This window comes from Hymenobacter lutimineralis (genome assembly GCF_008271285.1).
GTDB classification, from domain to species: Bacteria; Bacteroidota; Bacteroidia; order Cytophagales; family Hymenobacteraceae; genus Hymenobacter; species Hymenobacter lutimineralis.
On sequence record NZ_VTHL01000016.1, the window covers coordinates 14,929 to 32,143 of the forward strand.

Consider the following 17,215-nt stretch of genomic DNA (forward strand, 5'->3'; position numbering starts at 1 on the left):
TCCCTTGAACAACTACTTCGTTTCTTTTCAGCAGTTGCGCCGGCAGCCCACGATTGTGGTAGACAGCACAGGATTGGGCGCCGCCCTCACGCTGGCCCACTGGCGCGGAGCCGCTACGCCCCCGGCCCTGCGCGACGATACCAGTGCCGGCTCGGTGCTCCGTGCTCTGCGGGCCGATAAAACGCTTGCTCAGGCGGGCCTGGCTGTTACCGCCAACCACTTCGACATAGATGGCTTTGTGGGGGTGTGGGCCCTGCTGAACCCGACGCTGGCCTTGCAGCACGGGGAACTGCTGCGCCTGGTAGCTACCCTCGGCGACTTCCGGGAGCTGGACTGGCAGCACCCGCTGGCCGACCACGCCCTGCAACTGGTGTGTTGGCTGAATGCTGAGGAAGAAACCCGGTTTTATGAGCCCTTCGGGGCCCCGGCCCGCCGCCGTCGGGAAGATGAAGCCTCGGCCGAGAAGTTTGCCTGGTTTCTGCCCCGCTTTGCCGAGCTACTCCAAAACCCCGAAGCGGGCCAGGCCATCTGGGAGCCGGAATACCAGCGGGTAAAGCAGGCCCTGGCCGTGGTGCACGGCCCGGCTACCACGGTAAGGCGCTACCCCGACGTTGGCCTGACGGTGGTGACCACGCCCGAACCCCTGCCGTACTACGCCCTGTTTGCGCCCAGCATCGGCACCGATATGGTGCTAAGCCTGTATGACGGTCAGCGCTACGAGTTCGAGTACAAGTACACCACCTGGATAGACCTGGAAAGCCGCCCCACGCTGCCCCGCCTGCCCCTCGATGGCCTGGCCAGCCAGCTGAATGCCCGCGAGCAAACGCCCCGCCGCTGGACCTTCGACGGCATTACGGATACGGGGCCGCTCCTGCGCCTGAGTGGCAAAGGCCTCACCAAGCCCCAGCGCTACGCCAACCCCACTCAGCGGCCCATCTATTCCTCGTCTATTCAGCCCGGGGCGCTTGAGCAGGAAGTGGTAGCCTTTTTCCGGGCCGGCTACGCGGGCATCGAGCCAAAGCGGTACTGGACCTGGGTCGAAATCCGAGCAGTAGGGGAGTAAGCACTAGGCTACACCTCTTCACCGAAGCCCAGCACCTGCAAAGAGCTGATGCCGCCCGCGCCCTTGCGCACGCTGATTTGGGTGGTGACGCGCTCCTTCAGGGCCTCCACGTGGGAGATGATGCCGATGGTTTTGCCGGTGCCCTGCAGCATTTCCAAAGCCGAGAGGGCCACATCCAGCGTGTCGGGGTCGAGCGTGCCAAAGCCTTCGTCGATGAAGAGCGTGTCAATCTGCGTTTTGCGGCCCGCCAGTTCCGAAAGACCCAGGGCCAGGGCCAGACTCACTAGAAAACTCTCCCCTCCCGACAACGAGTTCATGGAGCGCACGGACCCGCCCTGGTACTCGTCTTGGATAAGTAAGTCCAGGTGCTGCTCGGGGCTGCGCTGGATGCGGTAGCGGTCGGTGAAGCGGTGCAGGTGGCGGTTGGCCAGGTCTACGAGGCGGGCCAGGGTGAGGCCCTGGGCAAACTCACTGAACTTCTTGCCATCGGCCGAGCCAATAAGCTCCGCCAGCTGCCGCCAGCGGCGAGCTTCCAGCTGCTGCTTTTCCAGAGCCGCCGCCAGCGCGGCGTGGCGCTCCTGCCCGGCGTGGTGGCTGCTCAGGCGCTCCTGGCGCTGACCCAGCTGTTGGTTGAGTCGCGCCAGGTGCTGATTGTGAGCCGTAAGCTGCTGGTCGATGCTTTCCAGGGGCTCCGGGGTGAGGGTGCGGCCTTCCTCGTGCTGCAGCAGCGCGGTGGTTTCCTGGAGAGTTTGTTCGGCCAGCGCGACGTCCTGCTCGTGGCGGTGCAACTGGTTGAGTAGGGTGCTGGCTTCGGCTTCGGCTAGCAGCAGCGCCGGCAGGGCGGCCGGGTCGGGGGTGAGGCCGGCGGCAGCAAGGGCCGCGGCCAGCGCCGCGCGCTGCTGCTGTTGCGCCTGCTGTTGCTGCTGGGTTTCCTGCTGGCGCTGCTGCAAGCTGTTGGCGGCCACTGTGCGGGCCGTTTCGTGGTGGTTTAGCAGCTGCTCGGCCTCCTGGCGCTGTTGCTCGGCCCCGCGCACGGCAGCCTCCAGCTGCTGCCGTACCCGGGCTACATCGGCATCGGGGAGCAACTCCTGACGCTGCTGCTGCTGCTGCTGGATGGCAGCGTGCTGGTCTACCAGGCCTTGCTTGCGAACCTTGAGCCACGCTTGCAGCTCCAGCTGATCGGCTTCGGCTTTGGCCGCTTCCACGCTCACGCCGCCCAGCGCCTGTTTAGCTTCATGGAGCTGTTTCGTTTTCTGGTCGAACTCGGCTATGCGCTGGCGCGCCAGCTCCATCAGGGCCTGCCCGTTTTCGGTGGTGAACGGTAAGCCGAAGTACTGGGCTTGGCTTTGGATGGTGGCCCGCACGGGGTGAACCTGGTCTTCGGCATCGGCCAGCTCCCGGGCCAGCTTACCAGCTTCCTCGCTGTAGGCCAGGTGCTGGCGGGCCGCGGCTTCCTGGTGCAGCTGAGCCTGCTGCACGCGCTGCTCGGCGGTCGTCTGCTGGTCGCGCAGGGTGCGCAGCGTCTGCACCAGGGCCTTGACGTGCTCGGCGGCGCTTTTCTCCGCCGTTTCGGGCAGCAGCTGAATGGTGGCAACGGCAGCAGCTACCGGCTCGGGCCCGGTCTGCTCCAGCATAGTCACGTAAGTATTAAGCCGGTTGAAACGCGCCCCCAGAGCCCTGACCTGTTGGCTAAGTTTTTCCTCCCGCTCCCGGTCGCGCTGAAAAGCGTCTTCGCTTACGCCCAGCACGCCGGCCAGGTACGGGTGCTCGGTGGCCCCGCACACCGGGCAGGGCTGACCTGCTTCCAGCAGCAGGCGCGTATCGGCGTGGGAGAGGATAAGCTGCTGCATGTGCAGGCTGCGGCGCAGGTCGTCCCAGTGCAGCTGCTCGCGCTCCTGCTCCTGCTGCAGGCTGGCCACGTGGTAGCGCAGGCGCCGTAGCCACTCGTCGCGGTCCTGGCTGGCTTCGGCCAAACGGCTGGTATGCGTTAGCAGCTCCTGGCGGGCCACCTCAGCGGCTTGCTGCTGGGTGGCGGCTTCGGTGGCGGCCTGCTGCTGCCGGAGCCGGGCTTCGTGCAGGCGCTGGCTTAGCTGGCCCAGGGCCGATTTCAGGCCGGCCCACTGCTGCAGGTTGGCCGAAAGCTCGGGCAGGTCGGTGGCCAGCTCACCGGCTACGGCGTTCAACAGCAGCCACTTTTCAGCTTCCCTGACTTGCTCCCCCAAAATGGCCGCCCGTTGGCTGGCCACTTCAGCCGCCGCTTTCAGGCGTTTGCACTGCTCGTTTCTCTCTTCATATTCGGCCTTGCCCAGTAGCAGCTGCCGCCGGGCCTCGGCCATCAGCAGGTCCAGCTGCTCGGCTTCGCGCAGGCGGGGCTCCTGGTGTTTTTGCGCGGCGGTGGCTTGCTCATGTGCCTGACGGGCGGCATTGCGGGCGGTTTCGGCGGCGGTGCGGCGCGCCTCCAGCAGGGGCAGTTGCTCCCGGAGCTGCGCCGTTTCCCGCTCCAGGCCGGCCAGTTGCTCGGTGGCGCGGCGTAGCAGGGCGTAGTCGGTGGCGAAAGGAGCGGCCTGCTGATGCAAAGCCAGGCGCTGGCGCAGCGGAGCGAGGGCATCGGCCTGAGCCGTCAACTGCTGGCGGCGCTGGTGCGTGGTGTGCAGCTTCTCGCGCAGCTCCCGCAGGCGCAAGTGCCACTGGCGCGCCGCCAGCAGGTGCTCCTGGGTGGCCGTGGCGGCCGTGAGCTGCCGGGTAAGGTCTTTCACCTCAGCCTCCAGAAGCACTACTTCCTCGGCCGACAGCAGCAGCACGCCCGCCAGGCCGGTGCGCAGCTGCTCTATCTGCTGGGTTTCGTGCTTGGCTCGCTCGAAGGCGGCGCGGGAAATATCGGAGTACTTCCGGGTGTCAGTGATTTTCTCCAGGAGCTGGGCCCGCTCCCCGGCCGGGGCTTTCAGAAAGCGGGTGAAGTCGCCCTGGGCCAGCAAGACCGAGCGCAGGAACTGCCGGTACTCCAGGCCGCTCAGCTCGGCTATTTTCGCCGGAACCTTCGACTTGTAGGTTTCCAGAAACTCCCAGGTTTCGGGACCGTCGGCGGCCGGCTTCCGTTCGCTCAGCTCCATGCGCGGGTCCTGCAGCTTGCCCTCAGGGCGCTTGCGGGCGCGGTACTGGCCCCACTTGCTGCGGTACTCCCGGCCATTGACCTCAAACTCCACTTCGGCCCAGCTTTCGCCCGTGCCGTGGCTCATTACCTGCTCGGGGCCGGTGCTTTCGTGGCGGGGTACCTGCCCGTAGAGGGCCAGGGTAATAGCGTCGAGAATGGTGGTTTTGCCGGCGCCGGTAGGCCCCGTAATGGCAAACAGGCCCGCATCTACCAAAGGGCTCTGACTGAAATCAACGGTATGTTCGCCGCGCAGGGAGTTGAGGTTGAAGAAGCGGACGCGGAGAATTTTCATGCAGGCAAAACGGCCGGGGAGAGTAGCCGGGGAAAAGGAGAAAAGTGTGGCGGGTAGGCTCCGGGTGGCGGCCGGGCATACCGCCCACGAAGTTACGCCGAAGACGGGGTTCCACGGCCTTTCCAGGTCATTAAGAAAGCAAACAGCAGCAACGTCAACTACAGCTTCCTATATTCCCGGCTTCAACGCTGTGCAAAAGCTTATGAGTCGCTACCGCGCTGCGCTCCTTCTCCTCAGTTTTCCAGTTCCTGACCCGGGCCCAAACACCCGACCTCGCCGGTCGGGTGAATCCGCTGCTGGGCACGGACTCCAAGCCCAGTCATGGCTCCGCCCAGGGCATGAGTTGCTAGCTGCCGCAGATGGGGGAGATGGATAGCAGGCGTATCAGCACCGGGCCGGTAATCCCAACGCAACACAAAAGAATTAAGCTATGAAAAACTGGTATGCGCTTCTGAGCGGTGTAGCCGTGCTGGCCGCCTGTGCCACTACAAAACCTATTGCCCCGGTTGCGGCAGTAGCCGCCAAGCCCATTGATGCGGCCCTTTACCGCACCATTGCCCGGCAGGATAGTCTGATGTTTGTGGCCTTCAACCGGCACGATGTGGAACGGCTTCAAACCTTCTTCGCCGAAGACCTGGAATTCTACCACGACAAAGGTGGGCTGGCCAACTTCCAGCAAACCATGCAAGGCTTCCGGAACATGTTCGACCAGAACAAAACCACCGGCCTGAACCGCCAGCTAGTGCCCGGCACGTTGGAGGTATTCCCCATCAAGGGCTATGGGGCCGTAGAAACCTACCAGCACCGCTTCTGCCACGTGGAAAACGGCAAAGACGACTGCGGTACCTTTAAGAACATGATGGTGTGGCGCCTGAAAGACGGGCAGTGGAAAGTAACCCGCGTCGTCAGCTACGACCACTAACAAGCGGTTTGGGCAGCTGAAAACCATCAATAGGGAGTAGAAACGCCGCCTGGTACTCCTACGTGCTATTGAGCAAGCGTCTTAAAAATTACCTCAGGAGCTTTTAGGCTGCTACTGCTTCACCACCTTTAGATGATAAGCAGCCTTGCCGATGGTTGCCTGCACGAAGTAGATGCCGGGGGCCAATGCTTGAGCGGGTTTGATAGCCAGCTCATGTTTCCCAGCGGGCAATTGGCCGTACTCCACCAAGCTTAGCTGACGGCCTGTTACGTCCAGTACACGCACGCTTACCTCGGCGCGGGCCGTGAGCGTAGTGCGCAGGGTCAGTTCCTGCCCAAAAGGGTTGGGGAAAACCTCCGTAGTAGTGGCGGGGCCGGCCGGCTGGGCAGCCGTGACGTTGCTGCAGCTTCCGGGCATGTTAGCGTCCAGCCAGGCAAAGCGCCCTTTGATCCACTTTTTCAGGGCCGCAATTTCACCGGGATAATCAGCCGGAATGGGGGAGGGGTTGGGCCAGGTGTAGGTGCCTAGGATGGGCCACCGCTGGAAGTGCCGCTGCTGGGCCTCGTCGAGGTGGGTGGAAGTGGAGTCGATGTAGGTGTTGAGGCGGTCCAAGCTCAACGTCCGCTGGCGCAGCTCTTTCCAGCGGCACTGCAGCGCATTGGTAAACGCGGGGTCCTGGAGCAGGCGGGTCCACCAGAAAGGCACCTGCGAGGCATCATCCCGGCACACACTGTTGAAGTTGTATGCCCAGCCGGTTTCCGAGTCGCCGCCGCAATAGTCGGCATTCCACCAGGCCAGGTTGTAGTCCCAGGCCGGACCAGCGTAGATCTTGCCCCCGTCGCTGCGGCGCTTTTTGTGTAGATAGGTGCTCAAGCGCAGCCCGTCCACGTTCTTGCTGATTTCATTTAGGATAAAGTAATCCACGAAGGAGCTCACGTCGATGTACTTCGCGTAGCCGGTTTTGGGGTCGGCAAAATCGGCCGAAGCCAGGGCCGTTTCCATGGAGTCGACGTAGGCCTGCAGATACTTGGCCTGCTGGGGCTGAATTTCATCGGCTTTAGGGTATTCGTAAAGGAAGCGCGGGGTGCGGCCCGTGGAGGTACGCTGCTTGGAGTCCCAGCCTTCGTTGCCCCCCGAGCCGGTGGGTTTGTCAATCTTAAAGATGTAGCCGCCGGTGAGCTTGTTGCCGGAAATATCCACTGGGTCAAGCTTTTTGATGTTGACCCGATTGGCGTCGCGCTTGATCTTTTCCATCATCACGTAGATGCCTTGGTACTGCCCGTTGAGCACCAGCTCGCAGTAGCGGGTGCGGGAGGCGTAGTGGCCCGTGCGGTTGGCAATATCATAGCTCAGCACGTTGCGCAGGTTGGTTTTGTCGTTGTAGGGGGCATAAAGCACCCAGGCGTTTTCCTCGGGCATGCCCAGCACCACGGTGTCGTTTTCGGCGTTGGCCGTGTTGCGGGTTTCGATGCTGTAGGACTTCTGCGGAAACATCTGCGAGGAGCTGCCGCGCACTTCAATGCCAATCTTGTTGTGGAAGTCGTTGTAGGCGTCGGCCAGGCGGTTGCGCTTGCCCGGTCCGTTGTTGATGATGCCCATGTAAGCATCCACCTTAGGCTCGTCGGGAATGGTGCGGCCATCGGTGTTGATGACCACAATGGGCAGGTTGGACGACACGAAGCCGGGCGGCGTGGCCGGCTGTTGGCCGAAGGTCAGGGTCCAGGACGTGACGCTGCCCGCCTGCCCGCTTTGCGCATCGCGCACGCGCAGGCTCCAGCCGCCATAGCCCTGCCGATTATTGTTGAATTGGCCCAGCACGCCCTCAGGCCGGAAGCTGTTGCTGAAAGGCGCCGCGCCCGCCTTCACGGACAGCGGTGCCGCAGCGGAAAAGCATGTGTTGGTGTAGTTGGCCCCGCTGCCTCCGTTGCGCACCGATAAGTCAACTACGGTACCATCGGGCCCTTGCAACTGCACCACCAGGTCGCTGACCTTGGGATGCACAATGTTCACGCACACCGACTCCAGCCCGAAAAGGTCGTTGAGCGGCGTGGTGGCGAGGGCGCTTACCGTCAGCGGAAAGCTTGTTGTCTTGTTGTCGTCGGGGATGGTTGAGCCGCTGCCGGTAAAGGTTTGCGCCGGGGCCGTGAGACAGGCCGAAAGCAGGCAACCGAGGAGTACTAGTTTTTTCATAGTGCAGGATAAGGCTAGAAAGATACGCCACGGCCCGTAAAGGCTTGTGATACTCAGCGTATTTCCCGACAGATTGTTTCTCAGGCCGCTAGTCCTGAGCGCCTGGCCGGGGTGCCTTCCTTTGCTTTCGTCCCGTATCTTGAGCGGCCTGATGAACCGAATTTCCCAACCCGTTCACTTACTGTATTCGACAAGTAAATTCATGCCCTTCGCTGAACTGATGGCCGCTTTAGAGGTCCTGGAAAATAATCCGGCCCTGACCGACCCGGCCTGCTTTTCTGCTCGTGCCGATGCTCAGGACGAGTTGGAAGTACTCCTTCTCGATGGGTTGGATAGTCTACAAGCGGACACCCCCACGGCTATGCTGCGCAGCCTCAGAAGCCGGGTGAAGGCGCTACAAACCCGCTTTGTGGCCCTCGATCATCAGCTTTTCACGAACCTACAGGCAGGCATTCGAGCCGGGGAGTTTACCCCAGAATCCTTGCGCAGTCAGCTGCTGGCTTACGCTGGGCCTCCGAGCCTGGAGGGCCTTCCCGCCACTGGCTACGACAGCCTCGATGCGCTGACCAACGGACTGTTTCCGGAACCAGCTCAGTTGCCGGCCCCCGAAGAGCGTGAGCCGGAAATGGTGTACTACCAGAAAACCCCAGCCCGCATCATCTTCGAGCTGGCTGCTAAACTTACCCCGAAGGATATACTCTACGACCTGGGCGCGGGCCTGGGCCAGGTGCCGCTGCTGGTGCATTTGCTGAGCGGAGCCACCGCCCGCGGCATAGAAATCGAGCCCAGTTACTGCCAGCACGCTCAGGCTTGCGCTGCTGCTTTGAACCTGCCGCAGGTGCAGTTCCAGTACGCCGACGCCCGCACCGCTGACTATGCCGATGCCACCGCGTTTTATCTGTTCACGCCCTTCACCGGCAGCATCCTCCAGCAAGTGCTGGCCCGGCTGCGGGAACTGGCTCAGCAACGGCCATTGCGGTTGTTCTCTTATGGGCCCAGCACCGGGGCACTGCGGGAGCAGCTGTGGTTGCGGCGGCTGGATGCGGGAAAGCACGCATACCAGATGGCGGAGTTTCAAAGCATCTTGTAGAAAGTCATAGCATAATGTTAAACTATAGAAACATTATGGGCGGTGGTATAAATGGAGGTGATTAGGGTTTTCTGGACAGTGGCATTAGTTGCTTTAGGCCCTTTGAGAAGCGGCTTTTGCAAACACTCGTTTTTGTTTGCATCACCTGTCTTTATACCACCGCCACATTATGCATATTTTCTATAATTTTTACTATATCATTATTGACGATAGTATATAAGTAATTCTATAGCAAATAGGTCGTGTCTCTAACAAATAGGGGTAATTTATGGCGGAGTGTAGTACATAGCCATTGAGAAGTATAGTTGATATATATGAACAAAGCCTACACTAGAGTTAAGGAAAAATATACTGCATACAAAAATTAATTGGTAATCTATTGCTAAATATAATAACAAAAAGGCTGATCAATACTCAATTGTTAAGAAAATACTCTGGATATTTCGTGCTGTAGCACTTATTTTTCAACTTATCAGCCTTTAGGGTTGACAATATATTAGTGTCGCCTAATTGACGTTCATAATCGCCTTTCATTACACTAATCGTGTAAAATTTATATTTAGATCAACTATGTCCATCTGTAAGAAGGCTTACATTAACGCTCGCAGGAATAAGTTTTAAGATCCAATATTGCAAACATTCGGCACAGTAAGATGTTTTCTGCTTCTATAATCCTTGTCTGCATACTGCCATTGAGATTGATGCTGCAGTTTCGATAATGCGTTTTGATAGACCTACTTCTCCCTGATGAAAAATTGGGTGTTATTACCGTAGTTGGTGAGCAATTTTTGCTACAACTAGTAGGCAATAAGGTTTACTCGAAAACCAGGTGTTCAGTTTAGGAATAGGCATAGGCATAGGAAGGTCACTGCCAGTCTGTTTGTGCTCTTTTTCAGCTGCGCGGTAACAGAGTACGAGCCGCTGATTAGCCGAATGATGAGTGGCTGTGAAATATGCTCGGCTATCAGCGGTTTTTCTTGTGCATAATCAGCGAATCTATGGGCTGCTGAAACAAAACCTTGATAACAGTGCAGTTGTATTGATACTTAGGCTATCCATTCTTGCGCTGGCTACCATACTACTTCCACGTAGAGATGGTCTAATGCGTTAGAAAAGAAGTACATTATCTTCTATTTCACCAGTATCATCAATCGAAGGTAATTAGCTCTTCCTCAAGTATCTAATTAAAGCTATTTAGCTAAGCCCAGGGAAGAATTTAGGAGCAAGACCAACTGTCCCCCTTTTTTATAGCAATGTTAATGAAGTACCTTTACACCTTCGTTGACAATTCACCCTATGAAACTCGCTATCCACCTACCCGGTTTAAACGGCATTAGAGCTATTGCTTCACTAGCCGTAGTCGTTTCGCATACCACAATAGCCCTTAACACTTTCGGTGTTAATACTTCAGGCTTTGGTTCGTTTGCACAAGGTTTAGATCTTGCAGGGTTTGGTGTAACCATGTTTTTTTGCCTAAGCGGGTTTCTCATAACCTACCTTTTGCTCCACGAAAAAGAGGTTACTCATACGGTCAATGTTAGAAGTTTTTATATGCGTCGTGTTCTTAGAATTTGGCCCTTGTATTATGCTTTTATAGTTGTAAGCGTGTTTTATCTATGGTTTAAGGGTGAAAATTTGGATTTATCAAAACTAATGCTTTACATATTTTTGCTTGGTAATTTTGTTTTTAATCCAATTCCATTAATTGGACACTACTGGTCTCTTGGTGTAGAGGAGCAATTTTATGCATTTTGGCCATGGTTAGCTCGATTGAATCGAAAAAAATTGTTTTACTTATCTTCTTTTTTAATAATTATTGGTGTAGGTGCTAAACTTTACATTCGCTTATTTATACCTAATTTTGATATGTCACTAGCCTATAAGATAGTGCATGGAACTCGTTTCCATTGCATGGCAATAGGTGCTGTAGGAAGTATTCTCTTCTTTGAAAGAAGAATCTGGTTCTTGAATTTGTGTCAGAATTCTTTAACACAAGGAGTGGTTTTTATCTCATTGGGTGCTATGCTTGTTAATAGATTTCATTTTGCTTCTTTTATGGATATGGAAATTGTTGCTTGCTTGACAGTAGCTTTAATCGTTGGTCAATTAGATTTGGAAAAAAGAAAAATAAATCTAGATACAAAATTTTTTGATTTCTTCGGTCGGATTTCATTTAGTGTATATGTTTTGCATCCAATATTTATTGATATATTTTCTAAGCCAATATATGACCTACACTTATCAAATTCATTGAGTATTCCCCTTATTTATACTTTAGTTATAGGGGTTACTATATTGGTGGCGTATATATCATACAATTACTTTGAAAAACCTTTTTTGCGTATTAAAACAAAATACACAATTGTTGCAAGCAGCGCGTCTAAGCAATTAAATTAAACAGAATGCTGAATTTTCCATTTTAGAGCGTGTTTGGGGATTCAGGTTCGATTAAGATACATAGTGATATTGGCCAATAACAGCCACGATCCATGGCTGGCGGGGGTGAATTCATAATCGACCACGAGGCGGCGAAAGTAGGCCGACCAAACGAATGTGCGCTCCACGATCCAGAGGTGCGCTAGCGGGACAAAACTGTGCTACGTGGGCGGCCAGCTACTAATTTGTTGCCCCACGCCTAATGCCTGAAGGTGACGTGCAAAGCTCCCACGGTAGGCCGCCGTGAGCACGAGGTGTAGCCGCCGCGCCCACTAGGTACGATGCGCTAACATGGCCAGGGCCCCGGTGCTATCATGACGGTGAGCGGCGTGTACGTGCGCCGCCCAGATACGCCCACTGGAATCGGTCAGGATCTGGCGTTTGCGCCCGTTAACGAGTTTACCTGCGCCCAAGCCCCTGTGTTCGTAGATACGCGGCGCTAGCCTCACGCTCTGGCTGTCCACGCAGGCCAGTGCCGGGGTGGGCGTACGCTCGTGCGCCATCCGATCCAGGGCGTTAATGACCTTGTTGAGCCGTTGCCGCAGCCCCAGGCGCTGCCAGCGGTAGAAGTAGTACACCGCCGTCCAGGGCGAAAACTGCGGGCAGGGCCCGCCATTGGCAGCCCGTGCGGCACACATAGAGCAACGCGTTGAAGACGTGGCGCAAACACAAGCGCCGCCGTCGCTGCGCCGGCAGCAGCGACTGGATAACTTGCCACTGCGAGCCAGTACGGGGTAGGTAGCCGTCAACCATAAGTGGGCAGGAGCCTAAGGACTCCTTTTGCAACTTGCTGGTTCGTTTCTATTTACCGCCTTAAACTATTCCCAAAAACGCTCTAAGATCGTAGAATGTTGGCACGGGAAAAATGATGAACTAATGGACGCCAAAGGTGCCTAACACCGCCCCGCGGCTGCCGTAGCGGGGCCGCAGGATGTGGCTGCCCGCCCCGATGAACCTGCGCATGGTACTTTCTTCTCTTCTCACCGCCCTGCTGCTGACGGCCTTCCGCGCCGGCCATCCTGTCCCCATGCAACTGCTGCACCTGCGTTGCGAACTGCTCACCAACGCCGAGGGCATCAAAGCGCCCAGCATCCAAGTAGAAGCTTCGTTAGCACAGCTGCACAATTTCAGGCGCTAAGGCTCTATTCTTACCCTGTTCACTTCCTACCTTGCCAGCTTCAACGCCCTTCCTTAAGCTGATGAAACTACTGCCGTTCGCTGCCCTACTCCTCGCCACCATCCCCACTTTCGCCCAGAAGAAGCAGCCCGCCAAACCCGCCGAAAACCTCACCCAGTACGCCAAGCCCATTGTGGGCACGGCCAAGATGGGGCACACGTTTCCGGGCGCCACCGTGCCCTTCGGCATGGTGCAGCTCTCGCCCGATACCGATACGCTCAGCTACGAGCAGGACGGCAAGTACAACCCCGACGTGTACCGCTACTGCGCCGGCTACCAGTACCAGGACCCGACCATCGTCGGCTTCAGCCATACCCACTTCAGCGGCACCGGCCACTCCGACCTCGGCGACTTCCTCGTGATGCCCACCGCCGGCCCGCTGCAGCTCAGCCCCGGCACCGCCAGCCAGCCCGAGCGCGGCTACCGCTCCCGCTTCAGCCACGCCACCGAAGTGGCCGAGCCCGGCTACTACCGCGTGCAGCTCGAAGACCACGGTATCCTGGCCGAGCTGACGGCCACTTCGCGGGTGGGAATGCACCAGTACACCTTCCCGCAGGCCACCGACCAGGCCCACCTCATCCTGGACCTGATGCACGGCATCTACAACTACCCGGATAAGAACGTGTGGACCTTCGTGCGGGTGGAAAACGACTCGCTCGTGACCGGCTACCGCCAGACCAACGGCTGGGCCCGCACCCGCACGGTGTACTTCGCCATGTCATTCTCGAGGCCCTTCACCAGCTACGGCAGCCGCAACTACGCCAAGAAACAGCCCTACCGGGGCTTCTGGGGCAAGTTCGACCAGACCAAAAACTGGCCCGACCTAGCCGGCGAGCAGCTGCGCCTGTACTTCAACTTCAAGACCACCACGGCAGGGGAGAAGGTGAAAGTCAAATTCGCCCTCTCGCCCGTGAGCACCGCCGGCGCCCTGCAAAACCTGCGCGCCGAAGCCCCCGGCTGGGACTTCGACCGGGTGCGCACCCAGGCCCGGCAGCTCTGGCAGCAGGAGCTGAGCAAGGTCCGCATCGAGTCGCCGAAGCGGGCGGACAAGGAGAACTTCTACACGGCCCTGTACCACGCCTTCCTGAGCCCGACCACCTACATGGACGCCGACGGCCAGTACCGCGGCCTCGACCAGAACAACCACCGCGCCGAGGGCTTCACCAACTACACCACCTTCTCGCTCTGGGACACCTACCGCGCCCTGCACCCGCTCTTCAACGTGCTCCAGCCCCGGCGCAACGCCGACATGGTGCGCTCCATGCTGGCCCACTTCGAGCAGAGCGCCGAGCACATGCTGCCCATCTGGAGCCACTACGCCAACGAAAACTGGTGCATGATCGGCTACCACTCCGTACCCGTCGTTGCCGACGCCGTGCTGAAAGGCAACGCCCCCTTCGATGCCAACAAAGCCCTCGACGCCTGCGTGACCACCGCCCGCACCGCCCGCTACGACGGCCTGGGCTACTACATGCAGCTGGGCTACGTGCCCGAGGACAAAAGCGGCGCCAGCGTCTCCAAAACCCTCGAATACGCCTACGACGACTGGTGCATCGCCCAGATGGCCCAGAAACTGGGCCGCCAGGACATCTACCAGGAGTTCAGCAAGCGCGCCCAGAACTGGCAGAACGTGTACGACCCGCGTATCGGCTTCATGCGCCCCCGCCTCGCCGACGGCTCTTTCCGCCCGAACTTCGACGTGCTGAGCACCCACAACCAGGGCTTCATCGAGGGCAACGCCTGGAACTACAGCCTCTACGTGCCCCAGGACCCGGCCGCGCTCATCGCCAAGATGGGTGGCAACCGCCGCTTCACCGAGCACCTCGACTCGCTGTTCACCATGCACCTGCCCGATAAGTTCTTCGCCGAAACCGAGGACATCACCCGTGAGGGTATCATCGGCAACTACGTGCACGGCAACGAGCCCGCCCACCACGCCGCCTACCTCTACAACTGGACCGACCAGCCCTGGAAGACGCAGGCCCGCGTGCGCATGATCCTGCCCAAAATGTACCACCCCACCCCCGACGGCCTCGGCGGCAACGACGACTGCGGGCAGATGTCGGCCTGGTACATCTTCTCCGCCCTGGGCTTCTACCCCGTCGCGCCCGGCTCCCCGGAATACGCCCTGGGCAGCCCCGCCATCCACGGCGCCACGCTCAGCCTGGAAAACGGCAACACCTTCCGCATCACGGTGAAGAACCAGAGCGACAAAAACGTCTACGTGAAGGAAGCCCGCCTCAACGGCCAGAAACTCACCCGGCCCTTCCTCGCCCACGAGGCCATTATGAACGGCGGGGAACTGGTGTTTATGATGGCGGCTCGGCCGTGAGGAGTTTAGTTAGCTATAGCAAACAATGATGAAGACACTTGACCAATTGTCTGCTCAAGAAGAAAAGCTATATAAGTTAGCTGAGGGGCTCGAAGGTTCAATGGAAGCTACAGAGCAGTATCTCGAGGAGGCTGGAGTATTCGATGCGTATGCATCGCTGCACAAAAAATATCTAAATTTTTTCGAAAGAGTGACCTCCTCCCAATTGCTGGACCGGCCAGAAGTAGGCAATCAGGCGTTCTGAAGCTCGACAGTAGTGGCAGCAGCCATCACTTGGTCGGGCGTTAAATTCTGCAGCGAGCTGTGCGGTCGGAAGCCATTATACTCCTGGCGCCACTGCTCGATTTTTTCCTGCGCATCGGTCAGCGACAAGAACCAGTGCACGTTCAAACACTCGTCCCGGAAGCTGCCGTTGAACGATTCAATATATGGGTTATCAGTCGGTTTGCCGGGCCGCGAGAAGTCCAGCGTGACCTGCTGCTCATAGGCCCACTTGTCCAATGCCTTGCTGATAAACTCGCTGCCGTTGTCGACCTGGATGCGTTCGGGCACGATGGCCAACGTCTGCTGCAATTGGCTTATCACGGCCACCACGTCGTCTCCCTTCAGCGACTGCCCCACGTGAATGGCCAAGCACTGACGGCTATAGTTATCGACTATCGTTAAGGCGCGAATCTTACGCCCGTCGAAGAGCTGATCGGCCACGAAATCCATACTCCAACTCTGGTGCGGCCGCTGCAGGTCGACCCGCTCCAGCCGGTGAGCTGCGGCCCGGTTGCGCTTGGGCCGCTTGCTGCGCAAATGCAGCCCTTCCAGGCAGTAGAGCCGATGAACGCGCTTGTGATTGTCGGGCCAGCCCTCTCGTCTTAACAGCGTGAATAGGCGTTGGCAACCGTAGCGCACCCGCACTTGGGCCAGCTCCCGCAGGCGTTGGCGCAGCACCGTGTCGTCCCGCCCGTGCGGTCGGTAGTACCAGCTTGAGCGCTGCAGCGACACGACCTGGCAAGCCCGGCGGGTCGAGATGCGGTAGGCGTCGATCAGGTGGTGAGCCGCGTGTCGACGCTGCACGGGCTTCAGAACTTTTTTTTGAGCACGTCCTGCAGCATCTGCTTGTCCAGGCTCAGGTCGGCCACGAGCTGCTTTAGGTGCAGGTTTTCCTCCTCCAGCTGCTTCAGGCGGCGCAACTCGGGCACGCCCAGCCCGCCATACTTCTTCTTCCAGTTGTAATACGTGGCCTCGCTGATGCCCATCTTCCGGCAGACCTCCGCGACGGCCACGCCCGTGTCGGCCTGGCGCAGCGCAAACACGATCTGGGCTTCGGTAAACTTCGTCTTTTTCATGGCACATGTCTCTTGGTTTAAGATACGGCAAGGGCCTGATTTCTCTACTTTAGCATGGTCTAGTTTATTGGGGGGAGGTCAGTTCCAGTGGTGAATGAAGCTTCTTGACGAGACAAACCATCTGAGCTTGCTGTAGGACTGTCAAGCTCAACAGAGTAAAGCTCCTTATATTTGCTTGTGGCAGGCTTATTTCAAGTTTGAGTAAAATAATTACAAGTTAAAATCACCTTATTATGTCAACTTTGATTCGTTGTTCGTGGGTTTCCGCGGTCTTGGGAATGCTGCTTGTTTCAACCGCTTGCTCGAAGGACGAGCCTACGCCCGCTGTCGGCAGCAGCTGGCTGGTTGATGGGCAGGAACAGAAGTCGGAGAGTGTCTTCGCGGATGGCAGCAATAATGAGCTGCAGATCGACGTGTACCAGAAGAGCAGTAGCTCCGCTGGTAACGGTTCTGCCGTGGTGCTTACCCTGCGCGTGCCCAAGCGAACTGGCACGTATAGCTTAACCTCATCTAGCACGCAAGCCAGCGCGGGTTACGCCGACTATGCCCCCGACGGGCAGGGCAAGGGCTTGTACCTGGCAACCAGCGGCTCCATTACCCTTTCGACGCTGACGGCCACTTCGGCAACGGGTACGTTTACGTTTACTGGCACGGCCTCCGGCAATCCGCAATTCACCAAAACTATTACCAATGGTAAGTTTCAGGTGAGCTTGCCCTAATCATTCTTCCTTTGCCTGTTCATTGGTTGTAGGAGACAGATTCGGTTAGGCCCGGCAAAAAAACTCCCCGCTCCAAGCCAAAGTAGGCTCAGGGCGGGGAGTTTGCGCGAGTAGGCTAATTGGCTACTTATTACCGAAGAAGCCGGTGACGTTGGCTGCTTTGTTTTTATTACGGTTGTAGAGGTAAGCGGCGCCAGCCGCCAGCAGAGCACCGCCTAGCAGTTTGCCGTTTAAGCCGCCGGGGCGGGCCGGGCTATCATAGGTGCCCGTGGTAGAATTTACGGCGGTGCGTCCGCCAAACAGGCCTGAGAGCAGGCCACCCATCGTACCGCTCGGGCGGTCAGAACCAAAAATGCTCATGAGTGACAAGGGAAATGGTGGAGCCTATGTAACGTAGCTGGTGCCTGCGGAGTTGCCGGGCGCCTGCCGTAGCGAAATCACATTTCGGCAATTGAAGCTCGTCGGGACCAGCAACGGATACGGTTGAGCTAGGTTGAGGTCCT

Annotated in this window: 13 protein-coding genes and 1 pseudogene; 8 read left to right on the plus strand and 6 right to left on the minus strand. The window is 57.9% G+C overall.

Going from position 1 to position 17,215, the window contains the following annotated elements:
• The first annotated feature begins 4 nt into the window (after window positions 1-4).
• Entirely contained in the window at window positions 5-1,063 is a 1,059-nt protein-coding gene (locus FY528_RS14555) for a DUF6687 family protein (RefSeq protein ID WP_149071765.1), read from the plus strand.
• Window positions 1,064-1,071: 8 nt separating this feature from the next.
• Here FY528_RS14555 and FY528_RS14560 read toward each other — a convergent pair whose 3' ends face one another.
• Window positions 1,072-4,506 carry an AAA family ATPase gene (locus FY528_RS14560; RefSeq protein WP_149071766.1) on the minus strand — a complete coding sequence of 1,145 codons (3,435 nt, stop codon included), beginning with the start codon at window positions 4,504-4,506 and terminating at the stop codon, window positions 1,072-1,074.
• Window positions 4,507-4,936: 430 nt separating this feature from the next.
• Between FY528_RS14560 and FY528_RS14565 the strand changes: the two genes are divergently transcribed.
• The gene (locus FY528_RS14565) at window positions 4,937-5,428 is read left to right on the plus strand and encodes a nuclear transport factor 2 family protein (protein WP_149071767.1); all 492 of its coding nucleotides are present in this window, start codon (window positions 4,937-4,939) and stop codon (window positions 5,426-5,428) included.
• A gap of 111 nt (window positions 5,429-5,539) precedes the next feature.
• On the opposite strand, the gene FY528_RS14570 is transcribed toward FY528_RS14565, so the two are convergent.
• Complete coding sequence (locus tag FY528_RS14570) at window positions 5,540-7,618, minus strand: CotH kinase family protein (protein WP_149071768.1); 2,079 nt, start codon at window positions 7,616-7,618, stop codon at window positions 5,540-5,542.
• 202 nt (window positions 7,619-7,820) lie between these two features.
• Here FY528_RS14570 and FY528_RS14575 point away from each other — a divergent pair, with 202 nt between their 5' ends.
• Entirely contained in the window at window positions 7,821-8,708 is an 888-nt protein-coding gene (locus FY528_RS14575; RefSeq protein WP_149071769.1) for a hypothetical protein, read from the plus strand.
• 1,296 nt (window positions 8,709-10,004) lie between these two features.
• Window positions 10,005-11,105, plus strand: a complete 1,101-nt coding sequence (locus FY528_RS14580) for an acyltransferase family protein (RefSeq protein WP_149071770.1) — start codon at window positions 10,005-10,007, stop codon at window positions 11,103-11,105.
• Between the two features lie 311 nt (window positions 11,106-11,416).
• Here FY528_RS14580 and FY528_RS21610 read toward each other — a convergent pair whose 3' ends face one another.
• Together FY528_RS21610 and FY528_RS21825 are read right to left on the minus strand one after the other, a co-directional pair.
• A complete protein-coding gene (locus FY528_RS21610) occupies window positions 11,417-11,782 on the minus strand; it encodes a transposase (protein ID WP_149071771.1) in 366 nt (121 codons plus the stop codon).
• Between the two features lie 13 nt (window positions 11,783-11,795).
• Window positions 11,796-11,897 (minus strand): annotated as a pseudogene (locus tag FY528_RS21825) (hypothetical protein); the annotation flags it as partial.
• A 178-nt stretch (window positions 11,898-12,075) separates the two neighbouring features.
• Between FY528_RS21825 and FY528_RS21290 the strand changes: the two are divergent.
• The 3 genes from FY528_RS21290 to FY528_RS14600 all read left to right on the plus strand — a co-directional run bounded on the left by FY528_RS21290 (window position 12,076) and on the right by FY528_RS14600 (window position 14,897).
• Window positions 12,076-12,282, plus strand: a complete 207-nt coding sequence (locus FY528_RS21290; RefSeq protein ID WP_187632135.1) for a hypothetical protein — start codon at window positions 12,076-12,078, stop codon at window positions 12,280-12,282.
• A 61-nt stretch (window positions 12,283-12,343) separates the two neighbouring features.
• Window positions 12,344-14,653 carry a GH92 family glycosyl hydrolase gene (locus FY528_RS14595; RefSeq protein WP_149071773.1) on the plus strand — a complete coding sequence of 770 codons (2,310 nt, stop codon included), beginning with the start codon at window positions 12,344-12,346 and terminating at the stop codon, window positions 14,651-14,653.
• Window positions 14,654-14,678: 25 nt separating this feature from the next.
• The gene (locus tag FY528_RS14600) at window positions 14,679-14,897 is read left to right on the plus strand and encodes a hypothetical protein (protein WP_149071774.1); all 219 of its coding nucleotides are present in this window, start codon (window positions 14,679-14,681) and stop codon (window positions 14,895-14,897) included.
• On the opposite strand, the gene FY528_RS14605 is transcribed toward FY528_RS14600, so the two are convergent.
• A protein-coding gene (locus tag FY528_RS14605; protein ID WP_373281623.1) for an IS3 family transposase occupies window positions 14,885-15,993 on the minus strand; the annotation gives its coding sequence in 2 pieces (ribosomal slippage) (window positions 14,885-15,732 and window positions 15,732-15,993; 1,110 coding nt in all). The two genes, FY528_RS14600 and FY528_RS14605, sit on opposite strands and share 13 nt — an antisense overlap.
• 278 nt (window positions 15,994-16,271) lie before the next feature.
• On the opposite strand from FY528_RS14605, the gene FY528_RS14610 reads away from it, so the two are divergent.
• On the plus strand, window positions 16,272-16,712 hold the full coding sequence (locus tag FY528_RS14610; protein WP_149071775.1) for a hypothetical protein: 441 nt from the start codon (window positions 16,272-16,274) through the stop codon (window positions 16,710-16,712).
• Between the two features lie 123 nt (window positions 16,713-16,835).
• Here FY528_RS14610 and FY528_RS14615 read toward each other — a convergent pair whose 3' ends face one another.
• A complete protein-coding gene (locus FY528_RS14615; protein WP_149071776.1) occupies window positions 16,836-17,072 on the minus strand; it encodes a hypothetical protein in 237 nt (78 codons plus the stop codon).
• Window positions 17,073-17,215: the final 143 nt, after the last annotated feature.